The organism is Exiguobacterium indicum HHS 31 (genome assembly GCF_001939065.1).
Classification (GTDB): domain Bacteria; phylum Bacillota; class Bacilli; order Exiguobacteriales; family Exiguobacteriaceae; genus Exiguobacterium_A; species Exiguobacterium_A indicum.
Map to the genome: position 1 here is coordinate 691764 of NZ_MPSZ01000001.1, position 18259 is coordinate 710022.

20 protein-coding genes are annotated in these 18259 nt (G+C 47.9%); 9 read left to right on the forward strand and 11 right to left on the reverse strand.

Annotated features, from left to right (window positions below):
* Positions 1-33: 33 nt before the first annotated feature.
* From N179_RS03660 to N179_RS17275, 4 genes are all read right to left on the reverse strand, one after another.
* On the reverse strand, positions 34-3561 hold the full coding sequence (locus tag N179_RS03660; protein WP_075642247.1) for an ABC transporter permease: 3528 nt from the start codon (positions 3559-3561) through the stop codon (positions 34-36).
* Between the two features lie 411 nt (positions 3562-3972).
* Positions 3973-4494, reverse strand: a complete 522-nt coding sequence (locus N179_RS03665; protein WP_075642248.1) for a GNAT family N-acetyltransferase — start codon at positions 4492-4494, stop codon at positions 3973-3975.
* A 15-nt stretch (positions 4495-4509) separates the two neighbouring features.
* A complete protein-coding gene (locus tag N179_RS03670) occupies positions 4510-5736 on the reverse strand; it encodes an MFS transporter (RefSeq protein WP_075642249.1) in 1227 nt (408 codons plus the stop codon).
* Between the two features lie 25 nt (positions 5737-5761).
* On the reverse strand, positions 5762-5887 hold the full coding sequence (locus tag N179_RS17275) for a hypothetical protein (protein WP_423752121.1): 126 nt from the start codon (positions 5885-5887) through the stop codon (positions 5762-5764).
* A 282-nt stretch (positions 5888-6169) separates the two neighbouring features.
* On the opposite strand from N179_RS17275, the gene N179_RS03675 reads away from it, so the two are divergent.
* The 6 genes from N179_RS03675 (at position 6170) to N179_RS03700 (ending at position 11327) form a co-directional block, all read left to right on the forward strand.
* The gene (locus tag N179_RS03675) at positions 6170-6532 is read left to right on the forward strand and encodes an ArsR/SmtB family transcription factor (protein WP_023468128.1); all 363 of its coding nucleotides are present in this window, start codon (positions 6170-6172) and stop codon (positions 6530-6532) included.
* A 94-nt stretch (positions 6533-6626) separates the two neighbouring features.
* Positions 6627-8042 carry an aldehyde dehydrogenase family protein gene (locus N179_RS03680; RefSeq protein WP_244150203.1) on the forward strand — a complete coding sequence of 472 codons (1416 nt, stop codon included), beginning with the start codon at positions 6627-6629 and terminating at the stop codon, positions 8040-8042.
* A gap of 25 nt (positions 8043-8067) precedes the next feature.
* Positions 8068-8889 carry an SDR family oxidoreductase gene (locus tag N179_RS03685; RefSeq protein ID WP_075642250.1) on the forward strand — a complete coding sequence of 274 codons (822 nt, stop codon included), beginning with the start codon at positions 8068-8070 and terminating at the stop codon, positions 8887-8889.
* A gap of 180 nt (positions 8890-9069) precedes the next feature.
* Positions 9070-10275: an MFS transporter gene (locus tag N179_RS03690; RefSeq protein WP_075642251.1), complete on the forward strand. Its 1206-nt coding sequence runs from the start codon at positions 9070-9072 to the stop codon at positions 10273-10275.
* 13 nt (positions 10276-10288) lie between these two features.
* The gene (locus N179_RS03695) at positions 10289-10735 is read left to right on the forward strand and encodes a MarR family winged helix-turn-helix transcriptional regulator (protein ID WP_075642252.1); all 447 of its coding nucleotides are present in this window, start codon (positions 10289-10291) and stop codon (positions 10733-10735) included.
* A gap of 124 nt (positions 10736-10859) precedes the next feature.
* On the forward strand, positions 10860-11327 hold the full coding sequence (locus N179_RS03700; protein ID WP_075642253.1) for a hypothetical protein: 468 nt from the start codon (positions 10860-10862) through the stop codon (positions 11325-11327).
* Between the two features lie 43 nt (positions 11328-11370).
* Here N179_RS03700 and N179_RS03705 read toward each other — a convergent pair whose 3' ends face one another.
* The 3 genes from N179_RS03705 to N179_RS17205 all read right to left on the reverse strand — a co-directional run bounded on the left by N179_RS03705 (position 11371) and on the right by N179_RS17205 (position 12993).
* Complete coding sequence (locus N179_RS03705; RefSeq protein WP_075642254.1) at positions 11371-11808, reverse strand: hypothetical protein; 438 nt, start codon at positions 11806-11808, stop codon at positions 11371-11373.
* Between the two features lie 108 nt (positions 11809-11916).
* Positions 11917-12837: a peptidyl-alpha-hydroxyglycine alpha-amidating lyase family protein gene (locus N179_RS03710; protein WP_143404450.1), complete on the reverse strand. Its 921-nt coding sequence runs from the start codon at positions 12835-12837 to the stop codon at positions 11917-11919.
* A gap of 21 nt (positions 12838-12858) precedes the next feature.
* The gene (locus tag N179_RS17205; RefSeq protein ID WP_276327329.1) at positions 12859-12993 is read right to left on the reverse strand and encodes a hypothetical protein; all 135 of its coding nucleotides are present in this window, start codon (positions 12991-12993) and stop codon (positions 12859-12861) included.
* A 169-nt stretch (positions 12994-13162) separates the two neighbouring features.
* Between N179_RS17205 and N179_RS03715 the strand changes: the two genes are divergently transcribed.
* On the forward strand, positions 13163-14194 hold the full coding sequence (locus tag N179_RS03715; protein WP_075642255.1) for a zinc-binding dehydrogenase: 1032 nt from the start codon (positions 13163-13165) through the stop codon (positions 14192-14194).
* A gap of 64 nt (positions 14195-14258) precedes the next feature.
* On the opposite strand, the gene N179_RS03720 is transcribed toward N179_RS03715, so the two are convergent.
* A complete protein-coding gene (locus N179_RS03720; protein ID WP_075642256.1) occupies positions 14259-14753 on the reverse strand; it encodes a hypothetical protein in 495 nt (164 codons plus the stop codon).
* A gap of 429 nt (positions 14754-15182) precedes the next feature.
* Here N179_RS03720 and N179_RS03725 point away from each other — a divergent pair, with 429 nt between their 5' ends.
* Together N179_RS03725 and N179_RS03730 are read left to right on the forward strand one after the other, a co-directional pair.
* On the forward strand, positions 15183-15533 hold the full coding sequence (locus tag N179_RS03725) for a potassium channel family protein (RefSeq protein WP_075642257.1): 351 nt from the start codon (positions 15183-15185) through the stop codon (positions 15531-15533).
* A gap of 205 nt (positions 15534-15738) precedes the next feature.
* Positions 15739-16593 (forward strand): LysR family transcriptional regulator, encoded by an 855-nt coding sequence (locus tag N179_RS03730; RefSeq protein ID WP_075642258.1) that lies wholly within the window; start codon positions 15739-15741, stop codon positions 16591-16593.
* 69 nt (positions 16594-16662) lie between these two features.
* On the opposite strand, the gene N179_RS03735 is transcribed toward N179_RS03730, so the two are convergent.
* From N179_RS03735 to N179_RS03745, 3 genes are all read right to left on the reverse strand, one after another.
* Positions 16663-16950, reverse strand: coding sequence for a putative quinol monooxygenase (locus N179_RS03735; protein WP_075642259.1), 288 nt, complete (start codon positions 16948-16950; stop codon positions 16663-16665).
* 54 nt (positions 16951-17004) lie between these two features.
* Positions 17005-17667, reverse strand: a complete 663-nt coding sequence (locus N179_RS03740; RefSeq protein WP_023468141.1) for a type 1 glutamine amidotransferase domain-containing protein — start codon at positions 17665-17667, stop codon at positions 17005-17007.
* Positions 17668-17830: 163 nt separating this feature from the next.
* On the reverse strand, positions 17831-18217 hold the full coding sequence (locus N179_RS03745; RefSeq protein ID WP_075642260.1) for a hypothetical protein: 387 nt from the start codon (positions 18215-18217) through the stop codon (positions 17831-17833).
* Positions 18218-18259: the final 42 nt, after the last annotated feature.

Sequence of the window (18259 nt, forward strand, 5' to 3'; positions counted from 1 at the left end):
ACCGTCATATGACAGCCAGTGATTAAGTAGTAATCATAATTTGATTTTAACGGTGTAGAGAAAACCAGTGAATCCTGTTTTTACGTTCATGACGAAGGTATTTTCATTTTTTGGTACGATGTAGATGACATCAATTTTGGAGTGTAACGGAGCGTAATAACCTAAGCTTTCTGAATAGGCTTTTTTGTTCAGATTAATCGTTTCTTCAGGCGTGTAGCTTTTCTTGTGACGATCAATCAATGGGAAAGAAGAGGGTTTATAGTCGATATAAGAGTCAGCTGAATCTTCACCCTTTACCTGCATCTCAAGTCTGACAGATACGGCTTGTTTATCTTTCGGAAGATTCTTAAGTGGAACACGTTTCGCCGAACTGACCATGAACCCACGTTCTTTCATTAAATTTTTATCACCAGCATATGTCTGAAGACCACCTTTATTCATCAGTTCTTCGATGGCGTCTGTATTCGTTTTCTTTGACTTGTTCTTTTGTCTGGTCTTCACGTTGGTTGATGCAGCATTCGCAGCATCGACTTCGATTTTGACGGTCGTCGGTTTGGCGATGGCTTCGCTTGTCGCGAGAAGCACATACGTATTTTTATCACTTGGAACACGGAACACTAGATCGACGCGAGAAACGAAAGGTGGGAAATAGCGATAGCCGTCCTTCCAAGCGTCTGGGTTCCGGTTCTCATAATCGACAGCTTCGTATACATTACCGCTTGTATCCTCTAACGTGAATAGATTTGGCTTATAAATACCATATCCGCCATCTGCGTCTTTATCCTTGTAGTTCTCAAGGATGACGGGAACGGTAACATATTGTTCATCAACAAGAGTTGGTAATTTCAACTCCTTTGGAGGTGATAGGAGAAGTTTATCAACATGGAAAATATTGCTTTTTGTTTTAGGATCTCCCGGATAGGTTTGAACGACTCCACGTGCCATTAGTTGATCGAGCTTGCTCGAATTGACTTTTTTCGTAGAGGACGCTTTCTTTTTCTTGTCTTTTACATCTGCCAATTTCGTTCCTGTCGTCTTGACCGTTGGTGCAGCTGTTTGTACCGATTTCGTGGACGCAGGTCCTTCTTCTGTCGTAGCAAAGAAGAATAGGGAAGCGACACCAACGACAAGGGCACCACCAACTGCGGATAAGGCGAGTCGGAAACGTCGTTCCGTCGCTTTCGTATTCGTTGCGACACTTCCAATCGCAGCATTTGGTGTAATGCTGACGGCGCGTTGTGCCGGTAAGAGGGCACCGAGAACTCCCGTGATGGCAGGAATCAACAACATGACACTCAAGAAACCGAGCTCACCTGTTGGGAACTGGTTATAGACGAAGCCGATCATCGCAAGAGCGATCAGCAAACCGATGATTCCGGCGAAGAGTCCCGTCATCAATCCTTCACTTAAGACGAGCGTCCGGATTTGACCGTTCCGCCAGCCGGTTGCTTTTAAGACAGCGAGCTGACTCTTCCGCTCGTTGACGTTTTGCCACATGATCTCCGTCGTCGTCAAGATGGCGATGAGTAAAGCGACACCCATCGCAACATAGTGCATCGTGCCGACTTCAAGGGCAACGTATTCACCGAGCCATGTCGCATACAGGACACCTTTCAGTCGGAAGGTGATGAACAGGAAGAAGATGAATAGACTCGTTGGCAAGGCGATCGCGATCGTCGAGAGGATCGTCCGTTGCCAATACGTTGCAAGTTGGTTGATGCTCATCCCAAGGACACTTTGTGCCCGGACGAATCGACGACCTTTTGAGACTTCACCAGAACGCATACTTTCGAATGGTTGAATCCGGCGGATGAGCGTCATCGGAACGAGCGTACCGCCCCAGTAAATCAATAGACCAGCAAGTCCGATCAAGATGATCCGTGATAAGGCAATCGGATGATCCGTCGTCAGCCAGAACGAACCGAGGATCGTCCAAGAAATCAAGGCGACGAGTGTGCCGAGTAACGTTGCTTCTAGGAACAGAAGCTTCGAGAGCTGACGTGGACGCCAACCGAGCGACAGTAAGATCGCGAATTCCTTCTTGCGGGCATAGAGTAAGATGATGTTTGAACTAAAGACATACACGAGCGCAACAGCGATGACACTGGCGATGATGCCGCTCATTCCGACTTTCGCTTCTTGGAAGATGGCCATCGATGAACCGAGTTTGATCCACGGTTGCTGGATCCAACCGAGTGCCGATTCACCTTTTAATCCAGGAAGGTATGTCAGCGCGAGCTGTGGCGAGGAGCCGAGCGTGACGTCGGTGATCAGACCGGTCTTGTCCTCGATCTCTTGAGCAACAGCCTTCAACTTTTTCTCACTCGTCGCGTTCATCGTCTCGACACCTTTGACGTTGACACGAATGGCAGAAATGGCTTTATCACCACGTAACTTAAAGGCGGCGTCAAGCGTCGTCAGCATCGATGGTGGTTTCGTCAAGAAGTCATACGGATCGTTCGTCGGTTTGACTTCCCGGACTGGATTGACCGGTTTTTCATTCTTGTCCATGACCCATTGGGCTTTCGCCGGGAAATAGGTCTCCATCGGCAGTTCCGTCAATGGGTCTTTCGAGATGTTCAATTTTTTCGGATCAAAGACACCAATATAGTTCAAATGCATTTTCGGTACTTTATCAAGGTTACCCGTACCGTCACCGAAAATACGAGCTTTTCGATACATCGATCGTTTCGAAATCAGAACTTCTTTTGCAACCTCTTGAGGCGTTACTTGATAAGTAAATGGCCAACGTTTGGCAAAGGGGCTAGCAATCGTTTGATACTCGACGGACGATGGTTTTAGATACATCCAGTCAAAGCCACCATTTGCATTTTCCGGAACCTTATCTTCGAGAATGTTCTTAATAAGTTGCTTTGATGCTTGCTCTGTCGAAATATAGTATTCCTTCGTATCTTTAACAGGAAGCGTCTTGAGATAGGATTCGCCACCTTTTTTCATGATACTGCGCACCGTTTCAACCATTGAATCTTTGACGAGCGGAATATCGACTTTCTCGTAGCGATAGGTCCGCGATGCATTGACGTATTCCTGACTGTTCATGATCAATGGGATGTCCCAGACACCGTCACCATAATCGTTCACGACATCGTCCTTCGTGAAATAACGACTATGCGTAGCCTTTTTGGTTGCCTGATCGAGTCCAACGAGTTGTGCTTCTGCTTCCGGATCAATCCCGGCAAGCATCACTGCACTCCCGTAACCGTAGATTGGAAACTCGCCTAGTTCTTGCGGTGAAATATCTCGATTCAATCCGTCACTCTCAGGAGGGGACCATCCTGCTCCGGCAAAGAACGACATAGACTCTGTTTCTTTTTTTAGTCCAGTATCTTGCATATCTTTATATGAAATCTTATAAATGCCTGGTTCCTTGAAGTTGTAGGTATCCTTCACAGCATCCGTATAATAGTTCCCGATCATCGCAATTGGTGCTGCGACCTCAACATCAGTAATCTGTTTGATCGTCTCGTACTGCTTGCGGGTGATCCCGCCGTCGAGCCCACTCATGTAGTTCGGTTCGAGCAGGTTCAAGTCTTCTGTCACGCTCCGGCTGCCTTCCGGACGAACAACGATATCGTATGATGAGCCCCAGCGTTTTTGCAGTTCATCGACGACCGTTCCGTTGTTGGCTTGCGTCGTACCAATTAAATAACTTAGTCCGGTACTGACGATCAGAACGCCGACGAGGAGCAGAATGAACCGTTCCTTGTTGCGCCACCAGGAATTCCAGATAAATCACAACATGTACTATCCCTCGCTTTCGTTTGATTTGAAGAAAATTGTGTAATGTGACCTCCTTATCACTTATGTACATATCCATATATTTCTTTTTATTTTTCCATTATATACAAATAATAGTGAATTGACTAAAAAATCTGTTAATTCGATATGTTCGTTTTTGATCGATTAGAAAAAGCACCTCACGAAGGAGGTGCTACATCAGGAGTGATGCTTTTAAGCATAGAGTGGGCTACATTTCCGCATGATGATTTCGTCGAACGAACGCCCTTCATAGGATACAGCATCAGGAATCGTTTCTACGATGTCAAAGCCAACTTTTTTATACGAAGCGATGGCTCGCTCATTATGCGAAAACACTTCAAGTTCAAGTTGATGAAGTCGAAGTTCCTCGAAACAAAATCGGATGATACACGCGATCGCTTCTGTCCCGTATCCTTGACCGGTCCAGGGGAGGGCACGCATCGAAATACGAAAGCCCGCTTGTTTCAACTCTGCCTCAATGTCTAAAATGGAACATTCACCAATCACTTCACCGGAATGCAGACAGATAGCGAAATCGAAGCGCGATGGATCAGCTTGAATCGAAAGAATGTGCTGTTCAATCTGTTCAATCGAAAACGTTGCTGTCGTACCAGTCAGGTAACGTAATGTCTCATCCTGGGTTTGTTCGAATAAGACGTGTGCATCGGTCACGTCAAGCGGACGGAGGAAAATTCGTTTTGCGGTCAGGTTCATGAATACCTTCCTTTCTCATGACGAAAGCTTGATCGTTTCGTCCGTTTTCGTCGTAAAATAATGCCGTTTCGTTCGATCCTGGACGATCCAAACGATCCATCCACCGATGAGCAGAAAGCTGACTGCAGCGACGGTATACGTCAAGCGGATTGAGGTCTCCGCATAGAAACCAATCAACGCCGTCAAGAGAATGACACCAGCTGACTGGACGACGTGGATACTACTGAGGAATCGTCCCATCGTTTCGACCGGAATGTGCGTTTGAGCGAATGTCATGAAGCCGGTGTTCGCAAACGCAAGGGCGAACGTCAGCAAGAAAAAGCCGATCGCTGCCGTCAGGAACGACGTCGCTGTGGCAAAGATCACATAACCGATCGGTGTCATCAGTGCTCCGAATTGAATCAAGAAGCGGAGCGACAAGCGATGCGTGAAGGTCGCATTGACGGCGGAGCCACAGATGATGCCGATTCCAGCGATACTGACGAGAAATCCATACGTGCTTTCATCCAGTTGCAACACGATCGTCGCAAACGAGGCTTCGAGCGAATCGAGTCCGCTCATCAGGACGATCATCAGCGCATAGAAGGCGTAGACGAGCGTGACATAGCGCCGCGTCCGTGCAAACTGAAGCGTCTCTTTCCAGTCTGCAAGAATCAATTGGAGTGAGAAGGACGTCGCTGGAGTCAAAGCCTTGCGGACGTCGGGCAAGACGGACAGTAAGGCAGCAGAACACAACAACGCTCCCGCATTCAGGATGATCGCCGTCTCCGGAGAACCGATCAAAAATAAGAATCCAGCAATCGACGGTCCGAGAATAAAGCCGGCTGATTGAATAAAATTCTTCAACGCATTGAACCGTTGGCGACTCGTCTCCGGGACGAGTTTCGTCATGTAGATCAATGACGATGTCTCAAACAGCGTGTTGCCGATGTTCAGGATGAAGACGAGTGCGTAGAGGACAAACAGTGAATCGATCAGTGTCAGTGAAAAGACGAGCCCGGCACGCGCGACGTCAAGCATGACGAGCAAGCGACGCTGATTGATCCGATCGACGACACTACCGGACCAGAGGCTCGTCAACAGCGCGGAGATCGGCAATAAAATATAGAGAACGGAGACGGCGAACGCTGATCCCGTTCGTTCGAGGACAATTAAATTCAAGGCGATGAAGTAGACCCAAGCGCCGATGTTCGAGACACCGACACCAAGTAATAGCAATCCAGGGTATTTCCAATTCGACATATGACACACTCCTTTTTATTGTTTTTTAAGCCAATAAAAAAATCCCACCTCCAAGACGTTGGTCTTGGGGACGAGACTGTGCGTGTCGTGGTGCCACCCCTGTTCGCGAGACCGTCACCGGTATCGCCTTCATCGGTACGACCGTTTTCAAACGGCAAATACCTGAGCTCGATAACGGGAGCACCCGTCACGATATCCCCGATTCGGTTCCACCGTGCTGCTCAGAGGCTTGGTTCGGTCAATGGCTGATGCTCCTTCCCACCAATCGGAGCTCTCTAGGAAAAGCCGAGATGACGTACTGTTCTCTTCGACGCGTTTGAATCATGTAATTTTTACCATCCTATCATGAGTTTCCTGAACCTGTAAATAAGAATATGAAATGAATCAGTTGACAACGGAAAGAAAGGATTGTAAATTAGGAGCATGAATTTAAATGTTTAAACGTTTAAACGGAGGCGCTATGAGAAAAAACGAACAGGATGTACAAGCTCTAGACGCAGCAGTAGGGTATTTTCAAGATGCGATTCCGATCTTTCAAGTCTTATCGGATGTCAATCGTCAAGCGATCATCATTGAATTGGCACGGTACGATCGTTTGAACGTCAGTCAATTGGATGAAAAAATTTCGTTATCTCGACCAGCGATTTCGCATCACCTGAAAGTATTGCGGGCAGCAGGAATCGTCGCTTCTGAGAAAGTCGGTACGGAGAACTACTATTATCTGACTTTACAAGAAGCGGTCAACGTCTTGAAAACATTGACGGCAGCCATTGAAGAAGATTGTATCCTACGCTGAACGAGGCTCTTTTCTCACATATGAGAAGAGAGTTTGATTTTACACTAAACGTTTAAATGTTTAAACGAAAGAACATAATGAAGGTGAGCGATGAATGATGCAACATCCAACCATGGTTTTACAAGATCAAGCCGTAACCGAAGAAGTTTATAGTGGGAAACGTGCATTCTTTGATGCAGGGAAGACGAAGACGATCGATTTCCGGTTACGTCAGCTCGAACGGCTGGAACAGTTAGTCCGATCAAACGAAGAACGGATTCTCGTAGCATTAGCAAAGGATTTAGGAAAACCGACATTTGAAGCCTACACGTCAGAAATCGGCGTGCTCTATCAAGAGCTACGTGAAGCGAAAAAACAATTGGCGCGCTGGATGGAGCCGAAGCGAGTCGCAACACCACTCGTCCTGCAGCCGTCAAAGAGCTTCATCCGACACGATCCGCTCGGTGTCGTCTTGATCATCGGACCATGGAATTACCCGTTCCAGCTGTTGCTTGCACCCGTCATCGGAGCAATCGCAGCCGGAAATTGCATCGTCTTGAAACCGTCGGATTTGACACCGCATACGTCGGGTTTGATTGCAGAGCTCATCGCAACGACGTTCGATCCAGACTATATCAGTGTCGTCCTCGGTGATGGGGCAGTCGTCGGTGACCAATTACTCGACCGATTCCGTTTCGACCATGTCTTCTTTACGGGAAGCCCGGGTGTCGGACGACATATCGCCATGAAGACGGCTGCCAAACTGGTACCGACGACACTTGAGCTTGGCGGGAAGAGTCCCGTCATCGTCGATAAGAGTGCCAATCTGCAGGTAACAGCGAAACGGATCGTCTGGTCGAAATTCTTCAATGCCGGTCAAACGTGTGTCTGTCCGGATTATCTGCTCGTTGAAGAGACAGTCAAGGAGGCGTTGATCCAGTTGCTAAAAACAGAAATCAGACGTGCTTTCGGAGCGAATCCACAACTGAGTGAAAGTTATGGACGCATCATCAATGAGCGACGCGTACACGCTCTGCAACGTCTGATGCAACAAGGCACAATCGTTCACGGAGGACGAATCGATTTAGCGGATCGCTACGTGGAGCCAACGTTGCTTGACGCTGTATCGCTTGAGGACGACATCATGCATGAAGAAATCTTCGGTCCGTTACTTCCGATCGTATCGTTCAGCTCACCGGAACAAGCTATCTCGATCATTCGCCGCAACCGTTATCCACTCGCCTTATATCTCTATACGGAATCATCGGAGATGGAATCCTACTTCTTGGAGCACGTCGAGTTCGGAGGAGGATGTATCAACAATGGCATGGTGCATCTGATGAACGCTGAACTGCCGTTTGGTGGAGTCGGTGGTAGCGGGATGGGGGCGTATCACGGCAGACACACCTTTGAGACGTTCTCGCATGCGAAGAGCATCGTCAAAACGTCGACGAAACTTGATCCATCGTTACGCTACGCGCCATATACGTCGAAAAAAATGAACATCGCAAAACGTTATTTTGCACGCTAAGTCAAACTACAAAGGAGAATCCACAATGAAACAAAAGAAAACGATCGTCATCACAGGAGCATCTAGCGGAATCGGTCGGGCAACCGTCGAGCGGTTCAGTCAGGAAGGATGGCATGTTGCAGCAACGATGCGAAAGCCGGAGACGTCAAGTGACCTCGCCTCATTACCAGGCGTTCGCTTGTATGTACTGGATGTCACGGACGAGAGGAGCATTCGTCTAGCCTTTGAAGCCATCACGAACGATTTCGATACGATCGACGTCCTGTTGAACAATGCAGGGTATGGTGCGGTCGGCATCTTCGAGGAGGCGACAGCGGAGCAAATCAAACGTCAATTCGATACGAACGTCTTCGGCGTCATGAACGTGACGCGTCAGGCATTGCCACTCTTTCGAAAACAACGAAAGGGGAAGATCGTGACCGTGACATCCGTCGGGGGACAAGTCACGTTTCCAATCTATAGCCTGTACCACAGCTCGAAATGGGCTGTTGAGGGATTCATGGAATCGCTGCATTATGAGCTTGCTCCGCTCGGGATCGCCGTCAAACTGATCGAACCAGGACCGATCAAGACCGACTTCTACGGACGGTCGCAAGATCTCGTGCAAACGAACATCGTGGATTATGCCGACTATATGAAAACGGCGCTCAAAAATTCGAATGCAGCAGGAGAAGAAGCCGAAGGACCGGAAGTCGTCGCGGGTGCGATTCACCGTGCCGTGATGGATGACTCGAAAAAGATGCGTTATCCCGTCGGCAAGAACGCAGCGAACTTAATTCGATTGAAACGATTCTTGCCGCACGCGGTCTTTTTCCGAATCGTTCGTCGTGTCATCGAAAAAGCATGATTAGTTGCGGCTGACGTAAAAAAGAATGAGGTAAGGGTGGCATATCATCATTCTGCCATCCTTATTTTTATAGAGACTAACTTTTTAGTAAGCCTCGTTAACCGATTGCTCCGTTGACAAGCAATCGGTCGCTTCATATAGTTTAGTTAACTTAACTATAAAGGAAAGGGAGTCTGATTCATGGCTGTGCTGAGGAATCAACGCTTTGTCTTCATGTGGTTGTCCGGTATGACATTAACGCTCGGCTTTGCGATCTTCTTCTTGAGTGTGTCGTGGTTGACGATTGATGTCTTGCGAGAGCCTGCCTTGCTTGGTCTGATATTAACAGCCGTGTCGTTGCCCCGGGTCATCATGATGGTGTTTGGTGGCGTGTTCGCCGATCGATTCCAGAAGAGCCGTCTTCTCTTTTGGACGAATCTCGGACAGGCGTTCTTGATGCTCGGTGTCGTGCTTTTACATTACGCTGATGCGTACTCGGTCGGGACACTCTTGTTGATTTCTGTCGTGTTTGGCATTTTGGATGGCATGTCTTATCCTGCTTTATCGTCCTTGTTGCCGTCTCTCGTTCCTGCGTCGCAATTACAGCGGGCGAATTCCTTATTTCAAGGATCACTCGAATTGATGTTCGTCGTCGGTCCGTTTCTCGCGGGACTTCTGCTGACGCAAGGGGGATTTGGACTGAGCTTCGGGACAGCGATGATCTTAATCTTTATTGCAGCCGTACTGGTCCTACCGCGGCTGATTCGCGATCCTATTCCGGATACCGCCGTCCTCTTGATTCGTCAGGTCTTACGCGACTTACGCGAAGGGATTCGGTATGTCAAAGAGACGCCTGTCTTACGTGCTGGTACGTTGTCGATTGCCATCGTCAATCTATTCGTCATGGGACCGTTGATCATGAGCATCCCGATTCTCGTCGGCGCAGCGAAAGGGTCAGCGGCGGATCTCAGTCTCATCGAAGGTGGTCTTGCTGTCGGGACATTTGCTGCCAGTGTCGTCGTGTTGTTTCTAAGGTCGATTCATCGCGGTCGGTTTGTCTTTCGTGCGCTGTTTTTGACGTTAGGTGCTTTCTTGCTGTACACCCAGGTGGCATCGATTCCGTTACTTGCCTTCACGGCAGCGATGAGTGGATTTTTGTTGATGCTCGTTTATCTGCCGACCGTGACGATTTTACAGGAGCGGAGTGATCCGGATAAGATCGGACGCGTCATGAGCATCATGGCGCTTGCCGCTTCCGGTCTAGAACCGATTGCGTTCGCGGTCTTATCGCTGTTAGTCGCGATCGAAATTCCAATTCAGTTTCTGCTGATTGCGTTCGCAGTGATTGGTCTCATCTGTGGTCTGTTACTCTATCGCAGAAGTCGAGATTTTCGGAACATTTCATGACAGGAGGAAAACAATGGAAGGATCTAAAAAACAGGACATCTTGACGATGTATCGGCGTATCGATGAACTAGATCTTCAGCTGGCGAAGTTTTTCACAGCGTTGAATCCGTTTGCTTTGAGTCAACAACAAGAACAGCTACTGCTATTGTTCAAACGAAAAGACTCCTGGACGTCGACGGAAATCGCACGAACGATGGGAATCTCGAAGAGTGCGGTCAGTCAAGTACTCAAGATTTTGGAAGGACGTACATTCATCAAGCGTCGAAAGAATCCAGCAAACTTAAGGGAAAGTTTCATCCAACTCGATACGAATGGGGTAGCCTACTTGCGAAAGATGGATGAGATTGAAGAGCAATTGGCGGAGGAGATGACGACGATTCTTGACGAAATGGAACTGGACATCATCAATCGTTCCCTTGTTCGCATGATTGATCGATTTCAAGAACTCCATCGATCGTAAGGAAACGGATTTTCATAATCAGAACGAATCAAATGGGAAAATCCTGGAATGATTTGTATGATACGCTAAGTCATAAGTGATTCAGAAACACCTTTTATATTGATTCACTGAAAGGAGAATGACAGTGAAATTTTTCATACTTAGCGTATTGCCACTACTTGTCGTACTCAGCACGCCACTCTTCTCGATGACGGAGCCAATCTCACAAACGCTCTACTTTTTGGTAGTGTTCTTACTGACATGTCTGTCGGCGATGATGCTCGTTGAGCGACAACGTTTTTTCAAGCGTCTGAATACAGTACGACCGCTATACGGTATCGTGATCGGAATTCTTGGGCTTGCTAGTTTTATTGGGATACTGATCTGGCTCTCGCCATTTTTGTTGCAGACTGGTCTTGGAGGTCGCATCCTGACGTTCATATTGATGTATCTTGGAATCTTGATTCTTGGTTTCATCACCGGTTGTTTCTTTGAAGGCATTACGCGCCAACCGAAGGATCAATTGATTCACCCGGTCTTTCTGTTCATCGGGACAGGGTATATGATCTTGACTGTCTTTGGCATTTTGCAACTTTATCACCAAGCAGGATGAAATAACCCCCTTGACGTCATCGTACGTCAAGGGGGTTATTGTTTCACTGCACTTTCAGTAAGAATCCGAATTGTCCGTCTCCTTGTTTCCAGCGCGAGTTTAGTTCGTACGCATAGAGACCAGGTTCTGTCGGGACGTTGAATTGGTCATCTTTCAATACAACAGGAGATTTCTTTTTCTGTTCGTCCCATTGTGTTAGCTTAACTTCTTCTGGATTGCCTGATAATTTGACGCGAACGGATGCGCCGGCAGAAACATTAACTGTTTTTTGTCCATTTGCCATATCGAGTCCATCGCGGTAAATTTTATCACCGCATCGACTGCGAAGTAAGCTATCCCAGCAGTAAGACCCTTGGACGGTCGGAACATCCTTTCCGTTTGCCTCGACTTCGGGATTTGGTGGCGCACCACGGAACGGTTCGAAAACGATGGTGCAGACGACAAGGATCAGTAGGACAACTAACGCAAAAGCACGTTTCATGAGACACCTCCAGTTGGTTTGCTTTATTTTACCAAAAATAGAGCGAACCGAGTGAAGAGGTTTTTTAAGGAAAGACTATTTATTTCTTACACTTTACGAGTGCACTTGTCATCTTTTTTCAGAGAACAGTTGTAGTCGCTTGTTCAACAACTCCGCGACATAAATCGTTCCATCCGAACCGACCGCGATGTCGTGCGCAATCCGGAGTTGTCCTGCTTCTTTGCCCCATGTACCGAATCGTTTCTCGATCTTTCCTTGTTTGTTCAAGATGACGATTTGGCTTTGCGCGTTCTTTTTTTGTCCATTAAGATAGTTTCCACCATCGGCGACGTAGACTTTACCGTTCGCGCCGACTTCGATCCCGTACGGTCGACCGAGTTCTTTTGACGACCACGTATCGATGTGTTTGCCGTTTCGATTAAAGATTTGGACCCGGGCGTTGTCCCGGTCCGCCACATAGAGATTCATCTCATCGTCGCTACTGATCCCATGCGGAAGATTGAACTGTCCGTCTTGTTTGCCGAGTTCATTGACTTCCCATTTGACTGTTCCTTTTGAATCGAACATGACGATGCGACTATTCCGATAGCCGCCAGATACGGCGAACGAGCCGTCCTTGAAAACGGTGACGTCTGTCGGACGAGCGAACGTCTTTTCATCTAGCTGTAGCGGGATGCTTGGCAAGACGTTTCGGATGCGCAGACCGACTTCCGTGAACGGACCATATGCGTTTCCGAACGTTTGCAAGACTTTACCGGATGCATCGAGTTTGAAGACTTGGTTCAGACTGATGTCGGTAATCCAGATATTGTTTTGGTCATCGACTTCGAGACCGTGCGGTGACTTGAATAGACCGGCGCCTAACCGCTTCTTCACCTGCATCGTCTTTCCGTCGAGCACGATCAATGTCGATTCTGTGATGTAGGTGTCATCCCCGTATGAATTACTACCTCGGTGTAAATAGTAGACGTCACCGTTCGGAGCAACAGCGACGCCGCTCGCTTCCTCGGCAATCGAACAATCGCGCATTTCTAGTGGCCAAGCGACCTGTCAGCGATACGTCGTATCTTTTGGGATGGGTGGATAGTTGTCTTTCTCGACGGGATCTGCGCCGCCTCTTGACCAGGAAATACCCAGTACCGTGATGGTTGCTAAAGTCCCTATAAAGATCAATCTTTTTTTCATACATCGTTCCTCCAGACGTGAATTCGTATCCATATTATATCTAGATATTAAACGAGGACGAATCGTTCTATAGGAGGAGACAGCGGGTTACGGAAGCAGGATATTAAAATCGGGATGAAGGGGTAAAGAAGAGAGATATCATATGGAAGAAAGAAAGTGAGGCAAAAACATGAAGGCAGTCACCGTAACGGGGCATGGTGGGCTTGAGCAGCTCGCCTATATCGATCAAGAGACACCACAACCGAAACAAGGCGAGGTACTGATTGAAATCAAAGCTTGTGCCTTGAACAATACAGAAATTTGGATGCGGGAAGGCGCCTATGGTGCAGAGAGTGAATCGGGCTGGAAAGCAGAAGGGGTGGAGTTTCCCCGGATTCCCGGTTCAGACATCAGCGGACGGATCGTCGCGGTCGGAGACGGTGTCGCCGAGACGGAAATCGGACGCGACGTCGTCTTGTTTCCGTTCACGGCGAGTGGAGAAATCGCTGACGAACAGAGTGCCGAGGATTTATCGTTCATCGGCTCTGAGTATGATGGCGGGTACGCGGAATATGTCTGCTGGCCGCTCGCACTCTGTTACGAGATGCCGCTTGCCTCCTATACGGACAGTGCGGTCTTCTCGGTCAGTGGATTGACGGCGTGGCACATGGTCGAGCAACTCGACTTACAACAAGGACAGACGGTTCTCGTAACAGGCGCCAGTGGCGGTGTCGGTTCACTCAACGTCCAGATTGCGAAACGTGTCTTCGGTGCCCGTGTCGTCGCACTCGTCGGTGACTTGAAGCTGACGGATCAATTGCACGAACTCGGGGCGGACCTGGTCGTTTCCTACCGTGAGCCGGACTGGGATCAGCAGATCATGAAAGAAGTCGGTCCGGTCGATGCGATTCTCGACGTCGTCGGCGATGCGGTGTTCAAACAAGGACTGGATCTGCTGAAGCGCGGCGGAACGTACTGTATTTCCGGATCGTCCGGGGGACAGGTGACGTCGCTCGATTTTCGAACACTTTACTTGAAACATATCCGCCTACAAGGGTCCGTCCTTGGCAATCGCCATGATTATGAGAAATTACTGGAGGCCGTTCGGACTCAGACGATTCAGCCCGTCATCGACCGGACGTTCCCGCTCGCTGAAGCGCGAGAAGCCCAAGCGTACTTCAAACAAGCTGGCAAGTTCGGCAAGGTCGTCTTGCTACCATAAGAGAAACCGAACAAAACGAGCTATCCTCTTCCTGTGATGGAAAGGGTAGCTCGTTGTCGTATCGTTAACGGTTAGGCAAGATGTAAAAAAAGGTGACGTTCGAGCTGACAGGTGTCTCTTCCGTATAATCAACCAATTCCTCCTGTGATTGATGAATCGTATACATATCGTTTGGGAACAGCTCCGTTATCCATTTTGGAACATCTGCAGAAAGCGGAAGTGACTGAGTCCGTTCGAGTGGGAAAGGAGTCCCGTCCGGGTTCGGCGTGTGGACATGTAATGCGTCTTGTGAAGCATCCTCGAGGACAATCGTTATGTAAAGCTGATGTTCAATCTGATTTTCCACTAGTTTTTGCCGCATGTTTTGCAAAGCGCTCGACGCGATCCGAAGATGTGCTTTACGAATACGCAGACTCGCGTTGCCATGTCCATAAAAGTCAGGGTGCTCGTGCCAGTCGTTAAACCAAACGTCTGGATCAATATAGGCAGGAGAAGAAAAACTTTTGAATTCAAGTTCGAGATTTTTAAAATAACGGCGTTTGCCGCGAAATTTTTTCATGAACGATGCACCTTTCAGTAAAGGGATTTTTTCATAAGGGAAATAAGGCGAAGACACTAAAAATGGGTAAATATAAACCAATGACTTAAATGGCGTGACTCGTTTCTGAGTGACGAACTGATTGCGCAAACGTTCCCGGTGTCGTAATCGCCACTGCCTTGTTGCCATCGTCTATAACAGCATTGCGAATCAGAACATGACCTACGCGCTCGGTGCAGATATCTGTTCCTGATCAACTGTAGTTTTATTTTGATCGCGACGTTGCTCGGTGTCAAATAGCTCCTACGGACGGATTAAAGTTTACAGATCCAGTCATCAAAACGAATCGATTGTTTCCTGATCTCTGACTTGAATCAACTTGATCCTGACCAACTAGAGAAATTGTTCAATGAACGTATGCCGTTATGACGGAACTGAGGAGGAAAAAGCATGCTGGCGTTCTTTATCTTGATCCGAAATTTTTTTCATGTCATTCGTATCTTATTCAAACAAGAAGAACAGAAGGAATTGATGATCATGGTCGGGGCCCTTTTTTTGATTGGAACGGTCTTCTATCACAATGTCGAACAGTTCAGTATTCTGGACGCCTTTTATTTCTCCGTCATGACGCTCGCAACGGTCGGATATGGGGATCTCGTCCCACAGACAGCGTTCGGTAAATTGTTTTCGATCGTGTACGTCATGCTTGGCGTCGGTGTTCTCAGTGCCGTCATCGTGAACGTCAATATGGCATTAAAACAATATCACCGGGAGAAGAAAAAGAAAGAAGAGCAGAAATGAAACCACATTTGACGCACTTCTTGTATTGTCTGATCCTCGAAGCAATCGTTGAATTCTATATAGAGGAACTTCTAACGAAGCATTATAGAAACCATCTTTCATTATCCGATAAATAAATTTATGGTGTACTAAATTATTCGTTATTTGTCTTATGGATTGAATGAATTTATACTTTTCAGGAAGACCTAGCAAAAGGAGAACACACATGATTGATTTTGAATGGTATCGGAGTTTCATTCACGTATACCAACAACGTTCCGTCTCAGCGGCAGCCCGAATTCGTTTTTTGACGCAACCGGCGGTCAGCCAGCATATCGCGGCACTAGAAGCAGAACTAGAGACATCCTTATTCATCCGTGCACCGCGGCAAATGATTCCGACGGACGCGGGAACAGCTCTCTATACACAAGTCGTCGGATTGATTGATCGGCTCGAGGAGTTATCGCTTGAGATGAAGTACGAAGCGGGGGAACAATCTCGTCCGGTCTTGAAGTTCGGGGGACCGACGGAATTCGTCACACATGGGATCGTACCGAAGCTACCGCTCGACGTCGCACAGTTCACGGCAGTTTTTGATTTGACGGTTCCCTTGTTGCAACGCTTGCTTGCGAATGAGCTCGACTTCATCATCGCAACGAAGCGGATCGATGAGCCGGGCGTTCAGTACGTCCCGATTGCTGACGAACGCTTTCATTTAATCGCTCCAATCGGATACGATGCTCCGGAAGCGAATTTAAAGGAATGGATGGACCGTCAGCGCTGGATCAGTTACGGACTCGAGCTGCCGATCATTCGTCGGTACTATCAGACGCAGTTCGGAGAACGACCGGGCATTCGTCCGGAAATGATCTTACCGAACGTCGATGCGATACTAAAAGCGATTGAAGCAGGACACGGGATTAGCGTCCTGCCTGATTATCTCGTCGAGGCAGCGGTCAGTGCTAGACGGGTACAACGGATTGCACCGGAACGATTCGCAACGAATCAATTATACGTCGCCTATCGAACGGACTCGCGCCACGATCCGGTTTTGCAACAGGTGATTAAGGCGTTAAGTTGAATTAAGTTAAAAAAGTCCAATCCCCAAGCAATTGCTGAGAGGATTGGACTTTTTTGTACGAAATATACATTATTTCGATACGTCATCTAAGAACGTCAATGCACGATCAGCGACAAGACTGGCACTGTCCGCACGGTACGTTTGATAGTGCAGTGAGGCGATATGCTGATCGAAGGCGTCTTGATCACGCCATTGTTCATAAAAGTAGAAGACGTTCGGATTGTCGATGGCGCGATGTGTCTGATACGTCAGGCACCCTTCTTCTGCACGCGAAGGTACGATCACACCTTCGATGATAGAAGCGAGCTGTTCGCCTTGATTCGGATGCGCTTCGATTCGGGCAATCAGTTGAATCATCGATAGAACCTCCTATGAAAAGAGATCCTTCATCCAAAGGATCCCTTGTTTTGATTAGTTGAGTGTATTGATGACGGCTTTCGCGACCGCAATCGTAGATTGTGGATTTTGACCCGTGACAAGGTTTCCGTCGACTTGGACGTTTTCCGTGAAGTTGTCAGCCGTGATGATATTCGCACCGAGTTCACGAAGACGTGTCTCGAGCAAGAATGGCATGTAGACGTCAAGACCTGTCGCGCGTTCTTCTTCATCCGTGAACGTTGCGATCGTCTTTCCAGCGACGAGTGGTGTTCCGTCTGAGAGTGTCGCACTGACGAGTCCAGCGGGTCCGTGGCAGACCGCAGCGACCGTCTTATTCGCTTCAAACAATGTCCGAAGAGCGTTGTTCAAGGCATCACTTTGTGGCAAGTCGAACATCGTACCGTGTCCACCTGGCATGAAGATTGCATCGAATGCTGAGAAATCCTGGATTGCTTTTAAATCAAGTGTCTCTTTCAAGAGTGGAGCTGTCGCTTGAATCTCAGCTGGGACTTCGTCTTCAAGGCTCCGAGCGTCGATTGGTGATTCGCCGCCGTTCGGGCTTGCGACCGTTACCGTATATCCTGCGTTCTTGAATTCGATGTACGCTTCCGCGAACTCAGACAACCAAAGTCCAGTTGCGTGACCTTCCTTCATTTCTTTTGCGTTCGTGACGACCATTAAGATGTGTTTACTCATGATATGTTCCTCCTTTTTCGTTTGCCGATTGGCTACGTGATTAGAATACGCCCGCATGAATCAAAAAACAAATTAATAAAAGTGAGCTTATCGATAAATAAATTTATACTTTAAAATAAAAACTGCTTCCTACCATGACGGCGGAAGCAGTTTGAAAGATAGATTAACGTACGTCAGAAGAATAGTTAGAGAACATCGAGTGACTTCGTACCGTCACGATCACACTAGCAAGACTTGCGACCGTTCCAAGGACAGCGACGATGATCGTCGAGGATCCGTTCGGAATCAAGAAGCCGACGGGGATCAGTCCGACGAAACTGAAGACGATCAAGGATTGATAGACGACATTGATGATCTTCAGGACAGGATGTTCGAAAAATGATAGGACGAGCGGTGGTACGAATAAGAAGACAATTAGTCCAATCGCGAGGTAAACCGATAATGGCTCTTCAAACGAAATGGTGTTTCCAGTTGAGTGGCGTGCAGCGACAAGGATGGCGACGATCGCGACGCATAAGGTCACACAAACGAACGTTAACCGTTTTAACATATGAACCCCTCCTTTTTACTCTGCTTGCATAATAAACCATTT